The 18,178-nt window shown below is 49.0% G+C and carries 8 protein-coding genes; 3 read left to right on the forward strand and 5 right to left on the reverse strand.

Annotated elements, in window-relative coordinates; all coding sequences use genetic code 11:
• Positions 1 to 260 precede the first annotated feature (260 nt).
• The 4 genes from QUA27_RS19165 to QUA27_RS19180 form a co-directional block, all read right to left on the reverse strand.
• Positions 261 to 4,373 (reverse strand): non-ribosomal peptide synthetase, encoded by a 4,113-nt coding sequence (locus QUA27_RS19165; protein WP_333069756.1) that lies wholly within the window; start codon positions 4,371 to 4,373, stop codon positions 261 to 263.
• A gap of 208 nt (positions 4,374 to 4,581) precedes the next feature.
• Positions 4,582 to 5,457, reverse strand: coding sequence for a cupin-like domain-containing protein (locus tag QUA27_RS19170; RefSeq protein ID WP_333069758.1), 876 nt, complete (start codon positions 5,455 to 5,457; stop codon positions 4,582 to 4,584).
• A 249-nt stretch (positions 5,458 to 5,706) separates the two neighbouring features.
• On the reverse strand, positions 5,707 to 10,725 hold the full coding sequence (locus tag QUA27_RS19175) for an aminotransferase class III-fold pyridoxal phosphate-dependent enzyme (RefSeq protein ID WP_333069759.1): 5,019 nt from the start codon (positions 10,723 to 10,725) through the stop codon (positions 5,707 to 5,709).
• Positions 10,726 to 10,728: 3 nt separating this feature from the next.
• Positions 10,729 to 14,103: a non-ribosomal peptide synthetase gene (locus tag QUA27_RS19180; RefSeq protein WP_333069760.1), complete on the reverse strand. Its 3,375-nt coding sequence runs from the start codon at positions 14,101 to 14,103 to the stop codon at positions 10,729 to 10,731.
• Positions 14,104 to 14,555: 452 nt separating this feature from the next.
• On the opposite strand from QUA27_RS19180, the gene QUA27_RS19185 reads away from it, so the two are divergent.
• On the forward strand, positions 14,556 to 14,855 hold the full coding sequence (locus QUA27_RS19185; protein ID WP_333069761.1) for a hypothetical protein: 300 nt from the start codon (positions 14,556 to 14,558) through the stop codon (positions 14,853 to 14,855).
• A 336-nt stretch (positions 14,856 to 15,191) separates the two neighbouring features.
• On the opposite strand, the gene QUA27_RS19190 is transcribed toward QUA27_RS19185, so the two are convergent.
• Positions 15,192 to 16,940 carry a hypothetical protein gene (locus QUA27_RS19190; RefSeq protein WP_333069763.1) on the reverse strand — a complete coding sequence of 583 codons (1,749 nt, stop codon included), beginning with the start codon at positions 16,938 to 16,940 and terminating at the stop codon, positions 15,192 to 15,194.
• A 374-nt stretch (positions 16,941 to 17,314) separates the two neighbouring features.
• Between QUA27_RS19190 and QUA27_RS19195 the strand changes: the two genes are divergently transcribed.
• Positions 17,315 to 17,545, forward strand: a complete 231-nt coding sequence (locus tag QUA27_RS19195; protein WP_333069764.1) for a hypothetical protein — start codon at positions 17,315 to 17,317, stop codon at positions 17,543 to 17,545.
• A 50-nt stretch (positions 17,546 to 17,595) separates the two neighbouring features.
• Entirely contained in the window at positions 17,596 to 17,808 is a 213-nt protein-coding gene (locus QUA27_RS19200; protein WP_333069765.1) for a hypothetical protein, read from the forward strand.
• Positions 17,809 to 18,178: the final 370 nt, after the last annotated feature.

Genomic DNA, 18,178 nt, shown 5'->3' on the forward strand with positions numbered 1-18,178 from the left:
TTTAGCATGGGGATTTAAACAATTGATATCAAATCCGATAGCATCGGAATTGTAAAATCGAGTCATATCAAATCCGCGCTTCATAGTCCTGTATTCATCTCTCTCCGATGTTCCTCTGTGTTCTCTGCGCCCTCTGTGGTTAAATCATTCCGATGCAACCGGAAACGATTTGATAGTTGATAGTTGATAGTTCACAGAGAAAATTATATCGGAGTTTTTGCTGTCCATTGTCCACTGTCAATTGTCCTAATTGTCCAATGTTAACCTTGAGCCCGATCGACCGCAGCCTGCAATTTTTCCCCCAGTATCTGAACGTGAGGTTCTTTTAACATCCCAAGGTGGTCGCTAGGAATCTCGTGAACCTCTATTCCTCCCGTAATTACCCTACCCCAACCTAATTCGAGGTCAGCCCCAAACGCCTCCGCACTCTCAACTGCCTTGAAAACAGAGGCCCCACCCGTATAAACTCCCCCTGCATAATATTTCAAGGCCTGATGATTTAATTCCCTATGAGTGAAGTTTTCCAAATAAATTGGCAGGGGACGCCCCACCGCCCGGTACAAATTGCACAAAATTCTCCACTGAATCTCAGTGAGATTCTCGATTTTCCCGCTCAGATTGCTCTTCGCTTTATTCATAAATGCACCGGGGGTGAGACGTAAAATTCTCATTATGCCTTCACTGCGCTTCATCTCAAATGAATTGTTGAAAGCATCCGGCCCGTAAGTGTCCAACAATCCCAGCAAAGCTACCTTCTCACCTAGATCGTGAAGTTGCCGAGCCATCTCAAAAGCTACCGTCCCCCCAAAAGATACTCCTAACAGAAGATAAGGGCCGTGTGGCTGAAAAGTTTGCATTTCTTTTATGTAATAAGCTGCCAATTCCTCAACTCGATTGGGGGGAGCCAATTTTTCATCCATAATCTGGGTTGACAGTCCCAAAACAGGCTGCGATCGATCGATATAATTCATTAAAGGACGATAAAATTCCAATCCTCTGCCGAGCACGTGGATGCAGAAAAGAGGCGGTTTGTAACTTCCTGTTCCCGGTTGAATCACCACCATTGACGGAGAAGGTGACGACCATTCCGGTTCGCGGAGAATGTCAGCCAATTGCTCAACTGTTGGCGATTGGAAAATAGCAGACAGTGGCAGCTTTTTGTCGAAGACTTTCTCAATTTCCGCTAATAGGCGCGCTGCTAGCAGGGAATGTCCTCCTACCTCAAAGAAATTGTCCCTGATTCCCATTGAATCGATGCCTAAAACTTGTTGCCAAATTTCTGTCACTTGGAGCTCTAATTGGTCGCGCGGGGCAACAGCACTTGTTTCATTGGGCGCAGCGTCGCTAGATTGCCACTTTTGAGTTGCCAAAGCGCGGCGGTCAACTTTGCCGTTGGGGTTTAAGGGCAAAGCGTCGAGGAACACAAACCCAGCAGGTATCATGTAGTCTGGCAGTCTCTCTTGCAGGAAGCCGCGCAGGGTACCGGCTGCGAGAATTTGACCTGGGCGGGAAACTGCATAAGCTGCGAGACATTTATTGCCCGAAGCATCTAACTGAACTGCGATCGCCGCTTGGCTGACATCTGGATGTCCGGCGAGCACAGCCTCAATTTCTCCTACTTCTATGCGGAAGCCGCGAATCTTTACCTGATTGTCGGTGCGTCCGAGGTACTCGATGTTACCGTCACTCAGGTAGCGGGCTAAATCCCCTGTTTTGTAAAGGCGATTTGAGGAAGGAAGAAGGAAGAAGGAAGAAGGAAGAAGGCTTGAAACTGATCGATATTCTGCATTTTCCAATCCATCTTCTTTGCTTGTAAAAGGATTCGGAATAAACCTTTCGGCTGTCAAATCCGGGCGGTTGAGGTAGCCTCTGGCCAAGCCGGCGCCGCCTGCATACAATTCCCCCGGAACGCCGATCGGCACTGGCTGCAAATACCGATCGAGTATGTAAACTTGAGTATTGGCGATCGCCCGCCCGATGGGAACGGAATTGCTAATTTCACTGGCAGAGTCGATCGGCGCGCAGCAAGTAAAAGTCGTATTTTCGGTCGGTCCGTAACCGTTAATTAATTTGCAGTTTGGAACTTCTCGCAGCAACTTCTGGACGTGGGGAACAGATAAAACGTCGCCGCCTGCCAACAGTTGGCGCACACCCTTTAAATCCTCAATGCGATCGTCCACCATCAAGTGAAACAGTCCGGCTGTCAGCCACAAAATTGTCACTTTGTATAAGCGAATCGCCTCTCCCAACTCTGCCAAAGATGGGCTGCCGGGAGGGAATACCGCCAGTTGCGCCCCGTTTAGCAGCGATCCCCAAATTTCCAAAGTCGAGGCGTCGAAGGAAATCGGAGCAAGTTGCAGGAAGACTTCTGCTCCGGTGAGGCTGGCGAAATTAGTGTCTTTGACTAACCGGACTACGCCCCGGTGGACGACGCAAACGCCTTTGGGCTTGCCTGTCGAGCCTGAAGTATACATTACATAAGCTAGATTGTCTGCATTAGCGAGACTGGCTGGGTTTATCTCACTTTGTGCGTCTATTGTTTCCTGCGTCGCATCCAGGCAAATTACTTTTGCTCCGCACTCGGGAAGTCTTTCTACTAGGTTCTGTTGAGTCAAAAGCACCGATATTTGGGCGTCTGACAGCATGAAATCCAGTCGCTCTTTGGGATAAGCGGGGTCTAACGGCAAGTAAGCCGATCCGGCTTTGAGAACAGCCAAAAGTGAGACGATCGCCTCGATCGAGCGATCGAAACAAATGCCCACTAAAACTTCCGGGCCAGCCCCCAAAGTTTGCAAGTAATGTGCGAGTTGATTGGCGCGACAATTTAGCTGTTGGTAGGTTAGCTGTTGCTCTCCAAAAACTACGGCTACAGCGTCGGGAGTTTGCTCTGCTTGAACTTCAAATAGTTGGTGAATGCAGGCAGATTCGGGATAATTTGTTTGAGTGTTGTTCCACTCAACTAATAGCTGTTGCCGTTCCGCTGCCGTCAAAATTGGCAAGTTTTGCAGCGGACACTGAGGATTAGCAACTATGCCCTCTAACAGCACTTCAAATTCACCCATGCGGCGGCGGATTGTCGCAGCATCAAATAAGTTGGTATTGTACTGGCACTCCAGCACGAGTTTGTTTTTTGTTTCGCTGGCATTTACTGCCCATTCAAAGTTTTCATAATTTCTTGGGTTCGAGAAGACTTCCGCTTTAAAACCTTCAAAATTAAGCTGATCTTCCGTAAGTTGCACATCCAAATTAAAAGTTACAGGCACTAGCGGAATGCGACTGAAATCCCGCGGCACTGCTAGTTTTTTTACCAGAGTACCGAAGGTTAGCTGCTGGCAGTCGAGAGCATCTAAAATTGCCGTGCGGCGCGATCGCAAATAATCGATAAAAGATTGTTCCTCGTTAATGCGGGTGCGGATCGGCAACAAGCTCACGCAGTGTCCCGCAAGCTTGTCTTTTCCCCCAACCAGTTGTCCCGCCGCAGGCATTCCGACAACCAAATCCTCTTGCCCGCACAAGCGGTACATAAAAGCTTCAAATCCAGCAAACAGAGTTGTAAAAAAGCTGCATCCTGCTTTTTTGCCCAGGCGTTTGAGGTTAGCAACCAAATCTCGATTGAGTTCCCAATCTTCCCGCGAACCCTGGTAAGTTCTCAAAGCAGGTCGCGATCTGTCTGTCGGCAAATCTAGCACCGGAATTGTGCTTGAAAACTGTTCTAACCAATACTTTTCAGCCTCAATAATTTCGGTTGTTGTTGAGTTTTCTTCTTGTGAAATTGCGTATTCTATAAAACTTTCTGGCTGGGGAAGATTCGCAGCTAACCCTTGCTGTCTGGCAGAATAAATTGCACCTAAATCCGGGATTAGTATGCCCCAAGACCAGCCATCGCAAACGATGTGGTGGCCGGTGAGAATAACGATGTACTCCTGTTCTTGCAGCTTAATAATTTGACTGCGAAACAGCGGTCCGCGCACTAGATTGAAAGGGTGATCGACTTCTTGACGGCGCAAATGTGCTAATTTCGATTCGCGATCGCGAGCGTCCACAATTGACAAGTCGATCGCCGGAATGTCGAGTTTGACCGACGACGCAATACAAAGAGTCGATCCGTCTGGGCTAAATGTTGTCCGCAGCGCCTCGTGCCGCTGCACCAATTCCTGAATGGAAAATCGGAGAGATTCAATGTCGAGGTTTCCTTGCAACCGCAGACACATCGACTCGTTGTAAGCGCAATTTGCCTCGTCTCCCATTTGCACGGCAATCCAGATTTCTTTCTGCGATTCTGTCGCGGGTACGCAAGCAAAAAGTTCTCCGCCGGCCAAAGGATCGAAATCTACAGCAGTAAGTTTTGGTTGTAAATCTGCGGTTTTTTTCATTCGCTATTAACAGTAGTGCAACTAAATAAATTAAATTGTCTTTGTTGTAATGGAGATTTGTTTGAAAGAGGTAGATTGGGATTTACCGTTGAGTAGGGGGGGGTTTATGAGATTATTAGTCAGAGACAATTATTGTTGGTCAAACCCGCCCCTACGGGATTTACAGCAGATTCAATCGATAGAGGGAGTAACTAACCAGAATTTGGTATTACTCCGTCCCCATCAATTTTTCCCGAGCACTCAGCAAAGCACCTGCACCAGTCAGATAAGCATTAATCATCTTGGCTTTGAGCGAATTTTTGCCTCTGGGGATGCAACATTCGTTAGTAAAAAATTCCCAGTTTGATTCGCAAAGTTGGTCAAATGCTACGGAAATTGTTAAAGTCAGCGACCTTGCCGTGTGATACCAGCCGCAGGGAATAAACAGCGTTTCACCGGCTGAGATTGTAATAGTTGTTGGCGTAGCTTCAGCCAAAAGCGGATATTTTTTTAAGTCCGGATTGTGATGGTTTTCAATCTCAGATAGCCAAGGCGCACCTGGTTTTGGGTAAAGATACTTTTGCTGCTCCGGGGGAAAAATTATAAATTCTTTTTCCCCGTAAATTTGATTGATATACGCATAAAGCCCGAGAAAATCGTAGTGCAAATAAGGAAATTCTCCGCCCGGCCCGCCGAAGAATATTTCTAAGTCGTACAAATCATTGAGCAGCATATTAGGGATTAAGCTGCTGTGCGTGCGATCGGGTGTGGCAATACTCGGTCTGGGAGAAACATCGGGTTCTAAATCGGCAAAATCTTTGCGAACATTTAGTTTGAAAGGATAGGGAGCCGGATTCTGTTTTGTGGAATTCTTTAGTAAATCGAACAATTTGTTGAGTGTGTAAATCTTACCACCTATTTCAATTTCTCGATCGCCAAAGTTTTCTTGAAAATACTCCGGCGTAAATTTTGTTTTGGCAGGCCAATCTTTTGATAAATCTGTGAAAATAACTGGTTTGCCTGGATTGCGGTACTCGCTGACGAATTCTTGGTGAGTCAGACCTGTGCGGCGGTCTATTTTAAGAGTTTTTGCGGTTTGGAGCATTTGCGTTTTTCCTGGGTTTGTTAGTGGAAATTTATGGCCGATTTGAAAAGTTGGTAGATTGCAATTTGCCGTTGGGTGGGGGCGGGTTTTTGAGATTGTGGATTTGTGGCTATTATGGTTGGTGGACCCGCCCCTACAGGTCGATCGCGATTCGCCATTGGGTGGGGGCGGGTTTTCGAGATGGTCTGTCTTAGGCAGTTACGGTTGGTAAAACCCGCCCCTACAGGATTTAATTACCAACCCTAACCGTCAATTTGATAAACTATCTCCTACTTGTAAATGTTTTCCTGGACGCTCTGGATCTGCGATGTACCAAGCTGGATTGCCATTAGGATCCCGCCCTAATTGGGCACCGGGTACGGGAGAATTGTTTGCGAAAGCAGTTGACGATTTCGATCCATTTGTATGGCCATTCTTGTTAAAATCGATCGCCTTAACATTCCCACCAGATGGAGCTGCCAAAAATCCGGCTGACTGCAATTCGGCAATGCTGTTTTTAAATGCTTCCTTGGCAAAAGCAATATCTGCGTCGGAATGCGCTAGCGTCAGAAAACACGGGCGGTGATCCCAAATGTGAATTCCTTTTTCCCGCAGCGAGTAAAACAGAAGTTCTCCATGAGTAAAATCTTGGGGGTAGGTGATTTTGAACAGGGAACCAAAGTTTTTAACTGTGAAAGGTGCTTGCTCTCGATCGAACATGGCGTTCAATTCTGCAACGAATTTGTCGGTTTTGGCATTGAGTTCGCGCTGCAATTTCGGCCCGCCGCGCTTCAAATATTCGAGAGATGCCTTGGCCGCTGCTAAAGTCAGGGGATGGCGCACAAAAGTCCCTGCAAAATAGGTAACGCCAACTTCCGGGAACGAGTCGTCGCCGAACTGCCAAAAACCGCCGTCTAAAGCGTCCATCCAGGCTGATTTGCCCGCGATTACCCCAATCGGCATCCCGCCGCCGACGACTTTGCCGTAGGTGCCGATATCCGCTTGTACGCCGAAATATTCTTGGGCGCCGCCGGGTGCAATGCGGAATCCAGTAATCACTTCGTCCATAATGAAGGCGCAACGGGCTTGCTCGGTAATCCGGCGCACTTCGTGGAGGAATTCTCGCGGTTGCCAGTCGGGACGGCGGCTTTGTACCGGTTCTACCATGATGGCTGCAAACTCGCCCGCCCGTGCTTTGAGGATTTCTAGGGATTCTGGTTCGCCGTAGTCGAGGATTAGGGTATTGTCAACAGCGGATTGGGGAATTCCCGGTGCTGCGGCGAGCGATCGCAGTTTTTTGGTGCCGCGCACGATCACTTCGTCGAAAATTCCGTGATAGTCTCCGGTAAACATGACGATCGTACTGTTGCCAGTGACGGTGCGGGCTAGGCGCATTGCGCCCAAAACTGCCTCAGAACCGGTGTTGCAGAAGGCGGCGCGATCGTGTTTGGTCATCTCGCACACGAGCTCGGCAACTTCTCCGGCTAGCGGTGTTTGCGGGCCGATTTCATACCCGCGCTGCATTTGAGCTGCGATCGCTTCTGTAATAAATGCAGGCGAATATCCGAAAAAGTTCGACCCGAAACCGTTTGTTAAATCTACATACTCGTTACCGTCTTCATCCCAAAGTTTAGAACCCGACGATCGCCCAACCACGATCGGATAAACCAACTCTTTCATCGTCCGGTTAAACCCTGAAACTACCCGCGGATCGGCGAGGTGGTGGCGGTGTTTCTGAGTGTACTGTTTGGATTTCTGAGTTCGCGCCGTATATCGCTTGACAAATGCTTCTAAATATGAAGATTGCTGCGGAGTTAATCCGTCGCGATCGGAGGTGTCGATGCGGGCGGCAGCACCGAACACCTTTTTTGGTTCTGCTGTTGGTTCCGCTGTTGGTGCGATCGCGCTGCCGTTAGTCTGGGATGGGGGGATATGTTGAACGGGTGCGGGCGACTGCGGCATAACTTGACCGTTGGCTGCAGGTGCCGGCTGTGCGGGAACCAAACCAGCGCCGCCCAAAAGTTCTAGCTGTCGCGACATAATTTGCAACTGCTGCCCGATCAAGTATTCGAGATTGCCAGACTGTACGGGATTCAAAATTTGAGGCCCAGGGCTGGGTAAGGGCAGATTTACAGGGGCGCTGACTGCAACGGGAGTGGCAATGGGCGCAGGAGGTGCTGCTGTCGGTGCGATCGCCGGTGCGGGTGCGATCGCCGGCGCGGCTTGTTGGACCGCAGGAGTTGCAGGCAAAACCTCCGGCGGCAGAGCACCATCGATAAATTCAGATAAAGTGCCGAGAGTGGGCACAGTTTCTAATAGCTGGCGAAAGGTAATTTTGATGCTAAATTCTTTTTGCAAATTCAGCGCTACTTGAGTTAAGGACAGAGAATCTAAACCCATTTCTAGGAAAGTTAAGTCCTCATCAACACTGCCTAAATCCTCGCCAGAAGTTTCTTCTAGTATATTTTTAATTACAGGAATCAGTCGGTATTTGCGGGCTGCTTGTTTGGTTTCAACCTGTGAATTTGGCATCGGTAAATGGGAATTGGTAGTTGGTAATTGGGAATTGGAAATTGGTAATTGAGGAACGGGCAATTCCTCGACTATTTCACTCTTGCCCTCTGACACTTTCGGTTCTATCCAGAAGCGCTTGCTCTCGAACGGATAAGTCGGCAAGGGAAGGCGAGCGCGCGTTTCCTCCTGATAAAAGCTCTGCCAGTCGATCGATACTCCGCAGAGCCAAAGCTGTCCGGCTGCACTCAACAAAGCCGCCCATTCAGTTTGATTTTCATGGCTGTCGCTGAGGGAAGAAATGGCAACTTGTTTTTTCAAATCTTTGGCTTGTTTGCGAGCTAAAGTAGCAGCCGTTGTTCTCGGTCCGACTTCCAAAAGTATCCGGTTCGGATCTTGCCAAAGCTCTTTGATCCCGTCGGCAAAACGCACTGTCGCCCGCAAGTGCCGAGCCCAATACATCGGATCGGTTGCTTGTTCCGCTGTGATCCAACTAGCAGTTACAGTCGAAACAAATGGAATAGTTGGCGCTGACAAATGCACTTTTTTGACATATTCGGCGAAAGGTTCGACGATCGAATCTACCATCGGCGAATGAAAAGCGTGGGAAGTGTGCAGTTGTTTGCAGACAACGCTTTCGCTTTCTAGTTGCTGCTGAAAAAGTGCGATCGCCTCCGTCGGCCCGGAAACCACGCACAAATCCGGCGCATTCACCGCCGCCACTGCCAAATCCGCACTCAAGCGCCCTTCTACTTCGGCAGCCGACAAGCGCACCGACAGCATCGAACCCCCCGGCAAATCTTGCATCAAGCGCCCTCTCGCTGCCACAAGCATCAAGGCATCTTCCAGGGAAAACACGCCTGCGATCGTTGCCGCTACAAATTCGCCGATGCTGTGCCCGATCGCACCTTGGGGAGTGACGCCCCAACTCTGCCACAGCTTGGAAAGCGCGTATTCTACGGTAAATATCGCAGGCTGAGTCAAGAAAGTTTGGCGCAGCGATTCGGTGGCTGTTGCTTCATCGCTGCCGGGATACAGCACTTTCCGCAAATCTCGGCCGAGGTGTGGCTGCAAAATTTCGGCGCAGCGATCGACTGTTTCGCGGAATAAAGGCTCGGATTCGTACAAATTCAAGCCCATATTGACGTATTGCGACCCTTGTCCCGGAAACATGAAGATTACTGCCGGATTTCTCGATTCGGTGCAGCGGGTTGCTGTACGCAGCGGCGGCAGGGATTCTAGTACCTGCACTGCATCGGCGCGATCGCTGCAAACGGCGAAACGGCGGTAATTGAAGGCTTGCCGCCCGATTTGCAGGGTGTAAGCAGCATCGGCGAGATCGATCTCCGGGTTTTGGGCGAGGTGCGATCGCAAATTTGCGGTAGCTGCGTCCAAAGCAGATGGAGTTTTCGCCGACAGCAGCAGTAACTGCCGCGGGCGAGAAGGACTTGACGGTTCCAGCGCGGGCGCTTCTTCGAGGACAACGTGAGCGTTGGTGCCGCCGACGCCAAACGAACTGACTCCGGCTCTTCTGGGCGTTTTGCCTGCTTTCCATTCCGAGAGTTCGGCGTTGACGTAGAAGGGGCTGTTGGCAAAATCAATGGCTGGATTCGGTTGCTCGAAGTGCAGAGTGGCGGGTATTTGCTGGTGTTTGAGGGCTAAAGCTGTTTTGATCAGCCCTGTGACTCCCGCCGCGGCGATCGTGTGTCCGAAGTTGCTTTTGACGGAGCCGATCGCGCAAAATTGTTTGGCTGCTGTTTTCAGGGCAAAAGCCTGAGTTAGCGCTTCTATTTCGATCGGATCGCCCAGGGGGGTTGCCGTGCCGTGGGTTTCGACGTAGGATATGGTTTCGGGATCTACGTCTGCCATCGCGTGCGCCATCGCGATCGCGTCTGCTTGCCCGTCTACGCTGGGTGCGGCAAAGCTGACTTTGGCTGCCCCGTCGTTGTTGAGCCCGACTCCGCGAATTACGGCATAGATTGTATCTCTGTCGGCGATCGCTTCTTCCAAACGCTTGAGTACCACAGCCCCGGCAGCGTTGCCGAACACAGTTCCTTCAGCCTTGGCGTCGAAAGGTTTGCAGTGTCCGTCGCTGGAGAACATCCCTCCTTCTTGATACAAATAACCGCTATTTTGCGGCACCGTAATTGATATCCCGCCGGCCAGGGCTAAGTCGCACTGGTAGCTCATCAAAGCATAAAAAGCTTGACAAACTGCAACTAATGATGTAGAACAAGCGGTATGTACGCTGACGCTCGGCCCCTTGAGATTCAGTTTGTAAGATGTGCGGGTAGCAATGTAGTCTTTTTCATTGGCTACCATCACCTGAAACTCGCCCGCGCGGGCAATGACATCCGATCGTCCGGCGATGTTGTTGGGAAAATAAGTATTGTTGCCCGTGCCGGCGTACACTCCGATCGAGCCGCTGAAGGTATTCGGATCGCAGCCTGCATTTTCTAGGGCGGCCCAAGCTATTTCTAAAAATACGCGCTGCTGCGGGTCTGTAATTTCGGCTTCGCGGGTACTCACGCCGAAAAATGCTGCGTCAAAGCGATCGGCCCCGTCAATAATTCCTCTAGCTTTGACGTAATTGGGATTTTGTCTGAGATTGGGGTCGATACTGGGGTCTAGTTCTGCGTCGCCGAAAAACGCTGTGGACTCCACCCCGCCGCACAAATTCTGCCATAATTCACCGACACTGGCAGCACCGGGAAAGCGGCCCGCCATGCCAATAATCGCAATGCCGTCAAGTTCTGAGTTTTCCTGCGAATTTGTCATAAATTAGGGTTTTTTGGTAGATTGCTTTTGCCGTTTAAAAGCAGCTTTTTGCCGATCGGCCCTGTCTTGAAATTTGTTGTTGGACGGACTAGCGCTTTTTCCCTCGTTTAAATAATTTGCCAGTTGGGCGATAGTCGGGTGCTGGAACAACTTCACCACCGGCAAGTCTTTGTCTAACAGACCCCGAACTTGGACTGCAACTTGCAGCGTCATCAAAGAATTGCCTCCAATCTCGAAGAAATTGTCGTGAATGCCGACGCGATCGAGCTTCAGCAGCTTAGACCAAACACCCGCCAGCAAAAGCTCCAACTCGCTTTGCGGTGCAGCGTAACTCTGGGACTGTTCTTGTCGCTGCAAGTCAGGTGCCGGCAGGGCGCGGCGATCGATTTTCCCGCTGGGCGTCTTCGGCATCGCCTCAACATTTACAAACACCGCAGGCACCATGTAATCTGGGAGTTGCCCTTGCAGGTAACGGCGGAGGTCGGCTATTGCCAATTGCTCCTCTGGATTAGCAACTATGTATGCAACCAGTCGTTTGTCCCCCGGTGCGTCTTCCCGCGCCAGCACCACAGCTTGTTTGACGGCGCGATGTTTTGCCAGTGCGGTTTCGATTTCTCCCAACTCTATGCGGAAGCCGCGAATTTTGACTTGGCCGTCAATCCGCCCGATGTACTCGATGTTACCGTCGGGCAGGAAGCGAGCTAAATCTCCTGTTTTGTAAAGACGATCTGCTTCATCCTCGATCGCGCGTATTTCATTGTGTTTAAAAGGATTGGGAATAAATTTTTCAGCAGTCAAGTCCGGGCGGTTGAGGTAGCCGCGCGCTAAGCAAATGCCCCCGATGTATAGTTCTCCCCCTACTCCTAAAGGTATAGGTTGACCATCTTTTTGTAACAGATATATCTCCGTGTTGGCAATAGGGCGGCCGATCGGAGGCAGTGCGGGCCAATCTCCGGGCGGGCCTGCGAGGGTATAAGCTGTTACCACGTGGCTCTCGGAGGGGCCGTATTGATTGTGCAGGGTACAATTTTCTAGGTGCTGAAAGAAACTGGCTATGTAACGGTTGACTTGCAACTGTTCGCCGGCGGTGATTACTTCGCGCAGCGATTTCGGTACTAGCTGATAGGTATCGGCTGCTTCGGCTAAGTGTTGCAGCGCGATAAAAGGGAGAAATAGTCTTTGAATTTTTTCTTGGTCGATTAGCTGCAACAAACTCTGGGCATCTCGCCGGGTTTCTTCTGTGATGAAAACGAGGGTGCCGCCGGCACACCAAGTACAGAACATTTCTTGAAACGAGACATCGAAGCTGAGAGATGCAAATTGCAGGGTTTTGGCTGGGCCCTCAAGGGTGGAGTTTTGCAGTTGCCACGCAATTAGGTTGACTAGGGCGCGGTGCGGGAGGGGAACTCCTTTGGGTTTGCCTGTGGAACCTGATGTATATATTGTATAAGTTAAATTTTGGGGAGAGACGCTGCTAGCTGGGTTTTCCGTGCTGTGACTGCCGATCGTTTCCCAGTCTGCGTCCAAGCAAACGGCGCGGGCTTGATGCGCCGGCAACCCCGACACTAAGTGAGATTGAGTGAGGATAACGGGAGCTTGGGTGTCGGCTAACATGAAGGTCAGCCGTTCTTGGGGGTAGGCTGGATCTAGGGGAACGTAAGCTGCGCCTGCTTTGAGAACGCCTAAAACGGCGATCGCAATTTCTAAAGAACGTTCCATGCAAATAGCTACTAAAACATCGGGCCCGACGCTTAATTGCTGCAAGTAACGGGCTAGTTGATTGGCTTTGGAATTGAGTTCCAGGTAGGTGAGTTGCTGTTGGAGATTTTGGGAAAAAACGGCGGCAATGGCATCGGGCGATCGATCGACTTGTGCTTCAAATAATTGGTGAACGCATTTGTCTTGCGGATAATTTGCTTGAGTTTGATTCCACTCCTGCAACTGAGCAAGTTCGGCTGCTGTCAGCATTGACAATTTGCTGATTTTCTGCTGGGGATTCGCGGCTATACTTTCTAGCAAAGTTTGCAGGTGTCCCAACATTCGGGTAATGGCGAGCGGATCGAACCGCTGGCGATCGCCAGCAATTTTCAACAGCAGTTCGGTTCCCCCGTATGCGTAAACAGTTAGGGGAAAACTTGTCTGTTCTAAAAGCTGAAATTCTCGGTTTTGCCAGTTGCCACCCAGAGCTTGCAAGGCAGAGTTAATGTGATATTTTTCAACTACTAGCAGGCTTTCAAATAAAGCTGTGCCGCGGGAAATCTCGCTCCATTCTTGAGTTTTTGCCAGCGGCACGTTCCCGTATTCTTGAAATGCCGTCCACTGAGTTTGCAGTTGTTTGAACCAGTCGATCGCTGACAAATCGGGAGATACAATTACCCGAAACGGCAAAGTATTTATGAATAATCCTACCGCTGATTCTGCGTTTTCTAGATTCTGCGACCGGCTGTTGCAAATAGTTCCAAATACTACATCTTCAGAACCGGAACAGCGGCTCAAAAGTAAAGCCCACGCTCCTTGCAGCAGGGTATTTAGGGTTAGTTGCTGTTCTTGAATTAGGGAGTTTAAGGCTGCGGTTACGCTGCTAGAAAGCCGGATTTCTGGTTCGGCTGATAAATTTTCTGTTGGTGTCAGGAACGGGCCAGATGCCTGTTCCACAACTGATGAATTTCCTGGTGGGGCGGGCATCTTGCCGGCCCTTGAAAAATCCCCCACCAGAGGGGTAGGAGCGCTGAAACCGCTTAAGTATTGTTTCCAGAATGTTTCGGCTTTTGAGATGTCTGGCTGCTGCGTCCACTCGATAAAATCTCGATCGCAGCGGGGCGGTTGTAATTCTAACGGTCGATCGGCACACAGGGATTCGTACAAGGTAAAAACTTCTTGCAAAACAACGATTGCAGAGGTACTGTCAAGCAAAATGTGGTGGTAAGTCCAGATGAGTTTGTACTCGGTTTCCGACCAGCGGAACCAAGCCAAACGCATCAGCGGGGGTTGAGTGAGGTCAAAGCCTTGCAGGCGATCGGCTTGCAAATAGGTTTCGAGTTGGTTGGTGCGATCGCCCTCCGACAAATTGCGCCAGTCTTGTTCAACGCTTGGCAGTTCAACTTGTTGGTGTAATGTTTGCAGGGGAACTTCTTCACCTGACCAACAAAAACTCGTTCTCAAGATTGGATGCCGCTGCACTATTTGCTGCCAAGCTTTGAGGAAAGCTGAAACATTCAAATTTTCCCGGATGCTACAGATCGCTTGTTCGATGTCTATCCCTAATTGTTGACCCGAAAGGCTGTCGAACAACATCCCCTGCTGTATCGGCGAAAGTTGATAGGAAGATTCACTATCAGTGGTTGCGGACTGCGGGCGATCGTCTGCTGGCAATGACATATTTATATGTAAGTATTGATGGAAAAGACTTTTGAGCAAATGTAGCCGGATTTTTAAAGCTTTTTCAAGTAACTATTCATCTCCAAGCACGGTAAAATCATCGATCGCGTGCATCCGATCGTAATATTTTGTTTTTGACTGTAATATTTTATCGGCTCAGCCGATGTTAACTCAAACTCTACCGCCCTGTAAAGTATTTATGATACATTTTACGGGTAGCGCCGCCAAAGAGCATTTCCCGTTTACCAACCGTGTAATTCCACAGCCTGTAAATATTAAAATTGCTTAATATTCTGTTGGCGATCGACTTTCTTCTCTCAAGAATAATTAAAGGCTTCAACATCTGCTATAACAGGCTGACATCCGCACTCAACAGCAATGATTTGCACTCTGTCTACTGGCAATCGCTGCGCTAACTTAGCTACAGCCAACCTCAACCTTTAAAGAAAGCTATGGGATATTTGATTGGTGCGATCGTGCTCGGAATGTTAATTTGGGCTGGGTTCGATATCGTGCATACCATAGGCAATTGGGAAACGAATCCCGAAGAGACCACCAGCAAAATTCAAGCTGAAATGGTCCAAGAAACATATCGCGGTCAATTTGGTGCCGATGCGCTGGAGGGAGGGAGTCAGGCTGTCGGAAACGCACTCCACGCCGGCCAGTGCGCCGCCGAAGCAGCAGGTTGCGAAGCTGCTCCAAGTGCGATCGGTCATGTGGTAGAAGGCTTGTTGCACGTTCTACACCATTAATATCGTGTGTGCTAGCGTAAGTTGTGCAAATGTTTTTAATGCTGTAGCGGCGGGTTTTACCAATAATATTTACCCACACAAACAATCTCATAAACCCGCCCCCCACAACTAATAACCTATATCAACCTTGACTTTTATCAAAGGGGAAAAATGTACATTCAGGTTTACCGTTGAGCGGCGGGTTTATGGAATTATTAGTTTTTGTTGGCGTAGATGGTTGGTAAAACCATCCCCTACCATCGCGCAAATCATACAAAAACTAACCAATACCAAATGATATAACAACACAAAATGAATGGAAAAATCCATTTAAAATTTTCCATTCATTCTCAATTTTTACGCTTTTGGCTCAACCCATACCGTCATCCCCTCAACCCTCAAACCTTTGCCGCGAGTGCCGCAATATTGACCGTTAGCAGTAACAGGAGTATCGCCCACATTCTGGATGTGAGCCGTATAAAATACGTCGTATTTATCAGCTTGTGGCCCTGTCAGGCGGGCGGCAAATCCCTCAATGCGCTTGGCTTTGCCCCGGAAACCTGCCAACTCGCCTTCCGAGATCCAAGCAGTATCGCCAACTCCTTCAACGTGAGCCATGTACTGCAAATTTAAACCGGCAACGGGAGGCTCTATTTTAATTTGAAATCCTTCCACGCGGCGGCCTTGAGCTTTAGTACCCGCATATTCTCGATCGCTAAAAGTTCGATCGCCAATTCCTTGAATGTGCGCCAACACTTTTAAGCCCACAGGCGCCACTGTTTGGGAACTCGCAGACTGCGCGATCCAAACTTTGATGCCCTCTATTCTCAAAGCTTTGCCGCGAGTGCCGCAATATTCGCCGTTGGAGGACACGTCGGTGTCGCCGATATTCTGAATGTGAGCGCTATAAAATAGGTCGTACTTATCAGCTTGCGGCCCGCTCAACCGCACCGCAAATCCCTCAATTCGTTTCGCTTGACCCCGAAAACCTGCCAATTCTCCTTCGCTAAGCCAAGGAGTATCCCCAACACCTTCGACGTGAGCCATGTACTCGACATTTAAGCCGGGAATTGGGGGGTCGATATTAATCGCAAATCCTTCGACACGGCGCCCTTGAGCTTTAGTACCCGCGTATTCTTGAGCACCGAAAGTTCGATCGCCAATTCCCTGAATGTGCACCAAAACTTTGATTCCCAAACCGCCCTCTACAGGAGCTTGTTGAATGTCCCGAGGTGCCCCAAAAACAATGTTCCCGGAACCGGTTGTCTGAAGAGACTTAGGTACTTCCACGCTGGGAACAATAATCACCTCGTGCATGGGGACAGAAGGTGCGGGGGATTCCAAAATCTGGATTTGTGGCGCAACTGTAACTTGTTTAGGTGCCACATTTCCTGACGGGATGACAATCACTTCTGGCAAAGGTTCGGCGCTGATTTTTTGTTCGGGCGCTGCTTTAAATGCGGGTTCGACTTTTGCAGGTGCTGCTTTTACCATCTCAGCAATGGTTAATTTGCCTCTGGAAATGGCTACGGCTATTTGTTTGCCAAAAGCGGCGCTGACTGTTTCTTCGAGAATTACCCACTGTTCGTCATCTAATTTATCTTGCTGTTCCACCAAGGCCAGCACTGCTGAAACTGGGTGTTTGCCGCTGACTAAGGATTCTGCGTCAGAATGCAGTTGAGTTGGGGTTGATTCGGAAATCGCGCGCTGCAGTTCGCGGGCTTTGGCATGAACTGATTGTAAGGGTGCGAAGTCGCTTTGTTCGCGGTGGGCGATCGCCAATACTCGATCGATCACTTTCAATGCTGCATCGCGAATTTCTGCTTTACCTTCGGAAGCTGCGGCAGTCTCGACTAAGTTTTGAATGTCTTTGAGGGAAGCAATTTCCCCGGGTGCGATCGCGGATTTGTTTGCTTCGAGAGCTTGTTTTTGGACTGCGGCAAAGTTGCGGCTGTAGGCTGCGACTTCTTGCAGCAAGCTGTCAGAGGGAGGAAGGCCGGAGTCTTGCAGTTGTTTTGCTGCCATTAACAGGCGATCGGCCAAATTAGCATAAGTTTCCGATAGTCGGGCTATTTGTTGTAGCAAATCTTTATGAGCTAGTTCCATATGTCTTGCCGTAAATATTTAACTTGCTGATTATAGACGTTGAGCGTCTTCTGAAGGTAGAAGGCAGTAGTCATCAGTGATTAGTCCCCGGGAAGAAGAAAAATGCTCCCCCTCTCCGACTCCTCCACTCGGACACTCTCCGACTCCCCCACCCAGACACCCGGACACTCTCCGACTCCCCACTCTCCGACTCATCCTCTGGCATCCCCCGCGTGATCGCCGTCACAACCGTGCAAATACTTAGTCACACTCTCCGACTCCGGCTATCACGAGTGCCCCGTAACAATGTCACACATATCGAGCAATAGCCGTCACTGCTGATTCTGTGAAAACAGTTGATACTGATGCTTGAACCAATAAAACCCCGAAGTGTTATGGTACTAATTCGCGATCTCGCCCAGCAAGCTCTGGCTCTAGGCTATCTAACCATTGAAGCCGAAAATCAACTGCGGCGGATGTTAACTACCACCACGTATGACTTAGAAGACTTAAATGCTTTTATGGCTTTGCAACTAGCAGCTATGTCCGGAGGAGTGAAACAAGAGTCTCGCGAGCTGAAAAAATTTGAAATCTTTGGCGAGACGGCTTCCGAAACTTCCTGTTAGTAACTTGTTTGCTTTTGATTAGTTAAAATTTAGTAAGGGAAATTTCTACCGTGCAGATTCGTGAAGTTGTAAAACAAGCTATTGCCGCTGGATATCTGAGTTTGGAAGCGGAAAATGAAATGCAGAAGATTTTTTCCTCAGCCAAGTGTGATTTGGAAGATTTGAATGCTTTTATGAGCTTGCAGTTAGCTGCCATGGCCGGCCGCGTGAGGCAAGAGTCTTTGGAATTGATAAAAATGCCAAGTTTTCCCGACACGAATTAACTAGCTTTATTTATTCATGTGCTTTGCGGCAAAATAAATATTAATTAATTTACTAAAAACAAGCTTATTTAATAGTTAATTTTTCTAAGGTATAACTAATTAATTTTACCACTTTTGCTATATTGCTTCACTCGGTAGTAAGCCAATCAACTCTAATTTAAATGATTTTTAAAATAAATGTTTAAGTTTGTAGGCAGGACTTAGCTCCTCAAAGGCAAGGCGGGGATGACCAGACCTATCACCCTGTTTGCTGACTAACCGTCGATCATTATGATTCAAAGGTTATTTCTTGTTATAGCAATCCTAAATGATTCGTAAAAACTTATAATTTATAATAGTTAAACCGTGTGTTAATATTTAGATTGGGAAT

Origin of the sequence: Microcoleus harperi Pol14_C6 (assembly GCF_036701295.1) — a bacterium.
Classification (GTDB): domain Bacteria; phylum Cyanobacteriota; class Cyanobacteriia; order Cyanobacteriales; family Microcoleaceae; genus Microcoleus.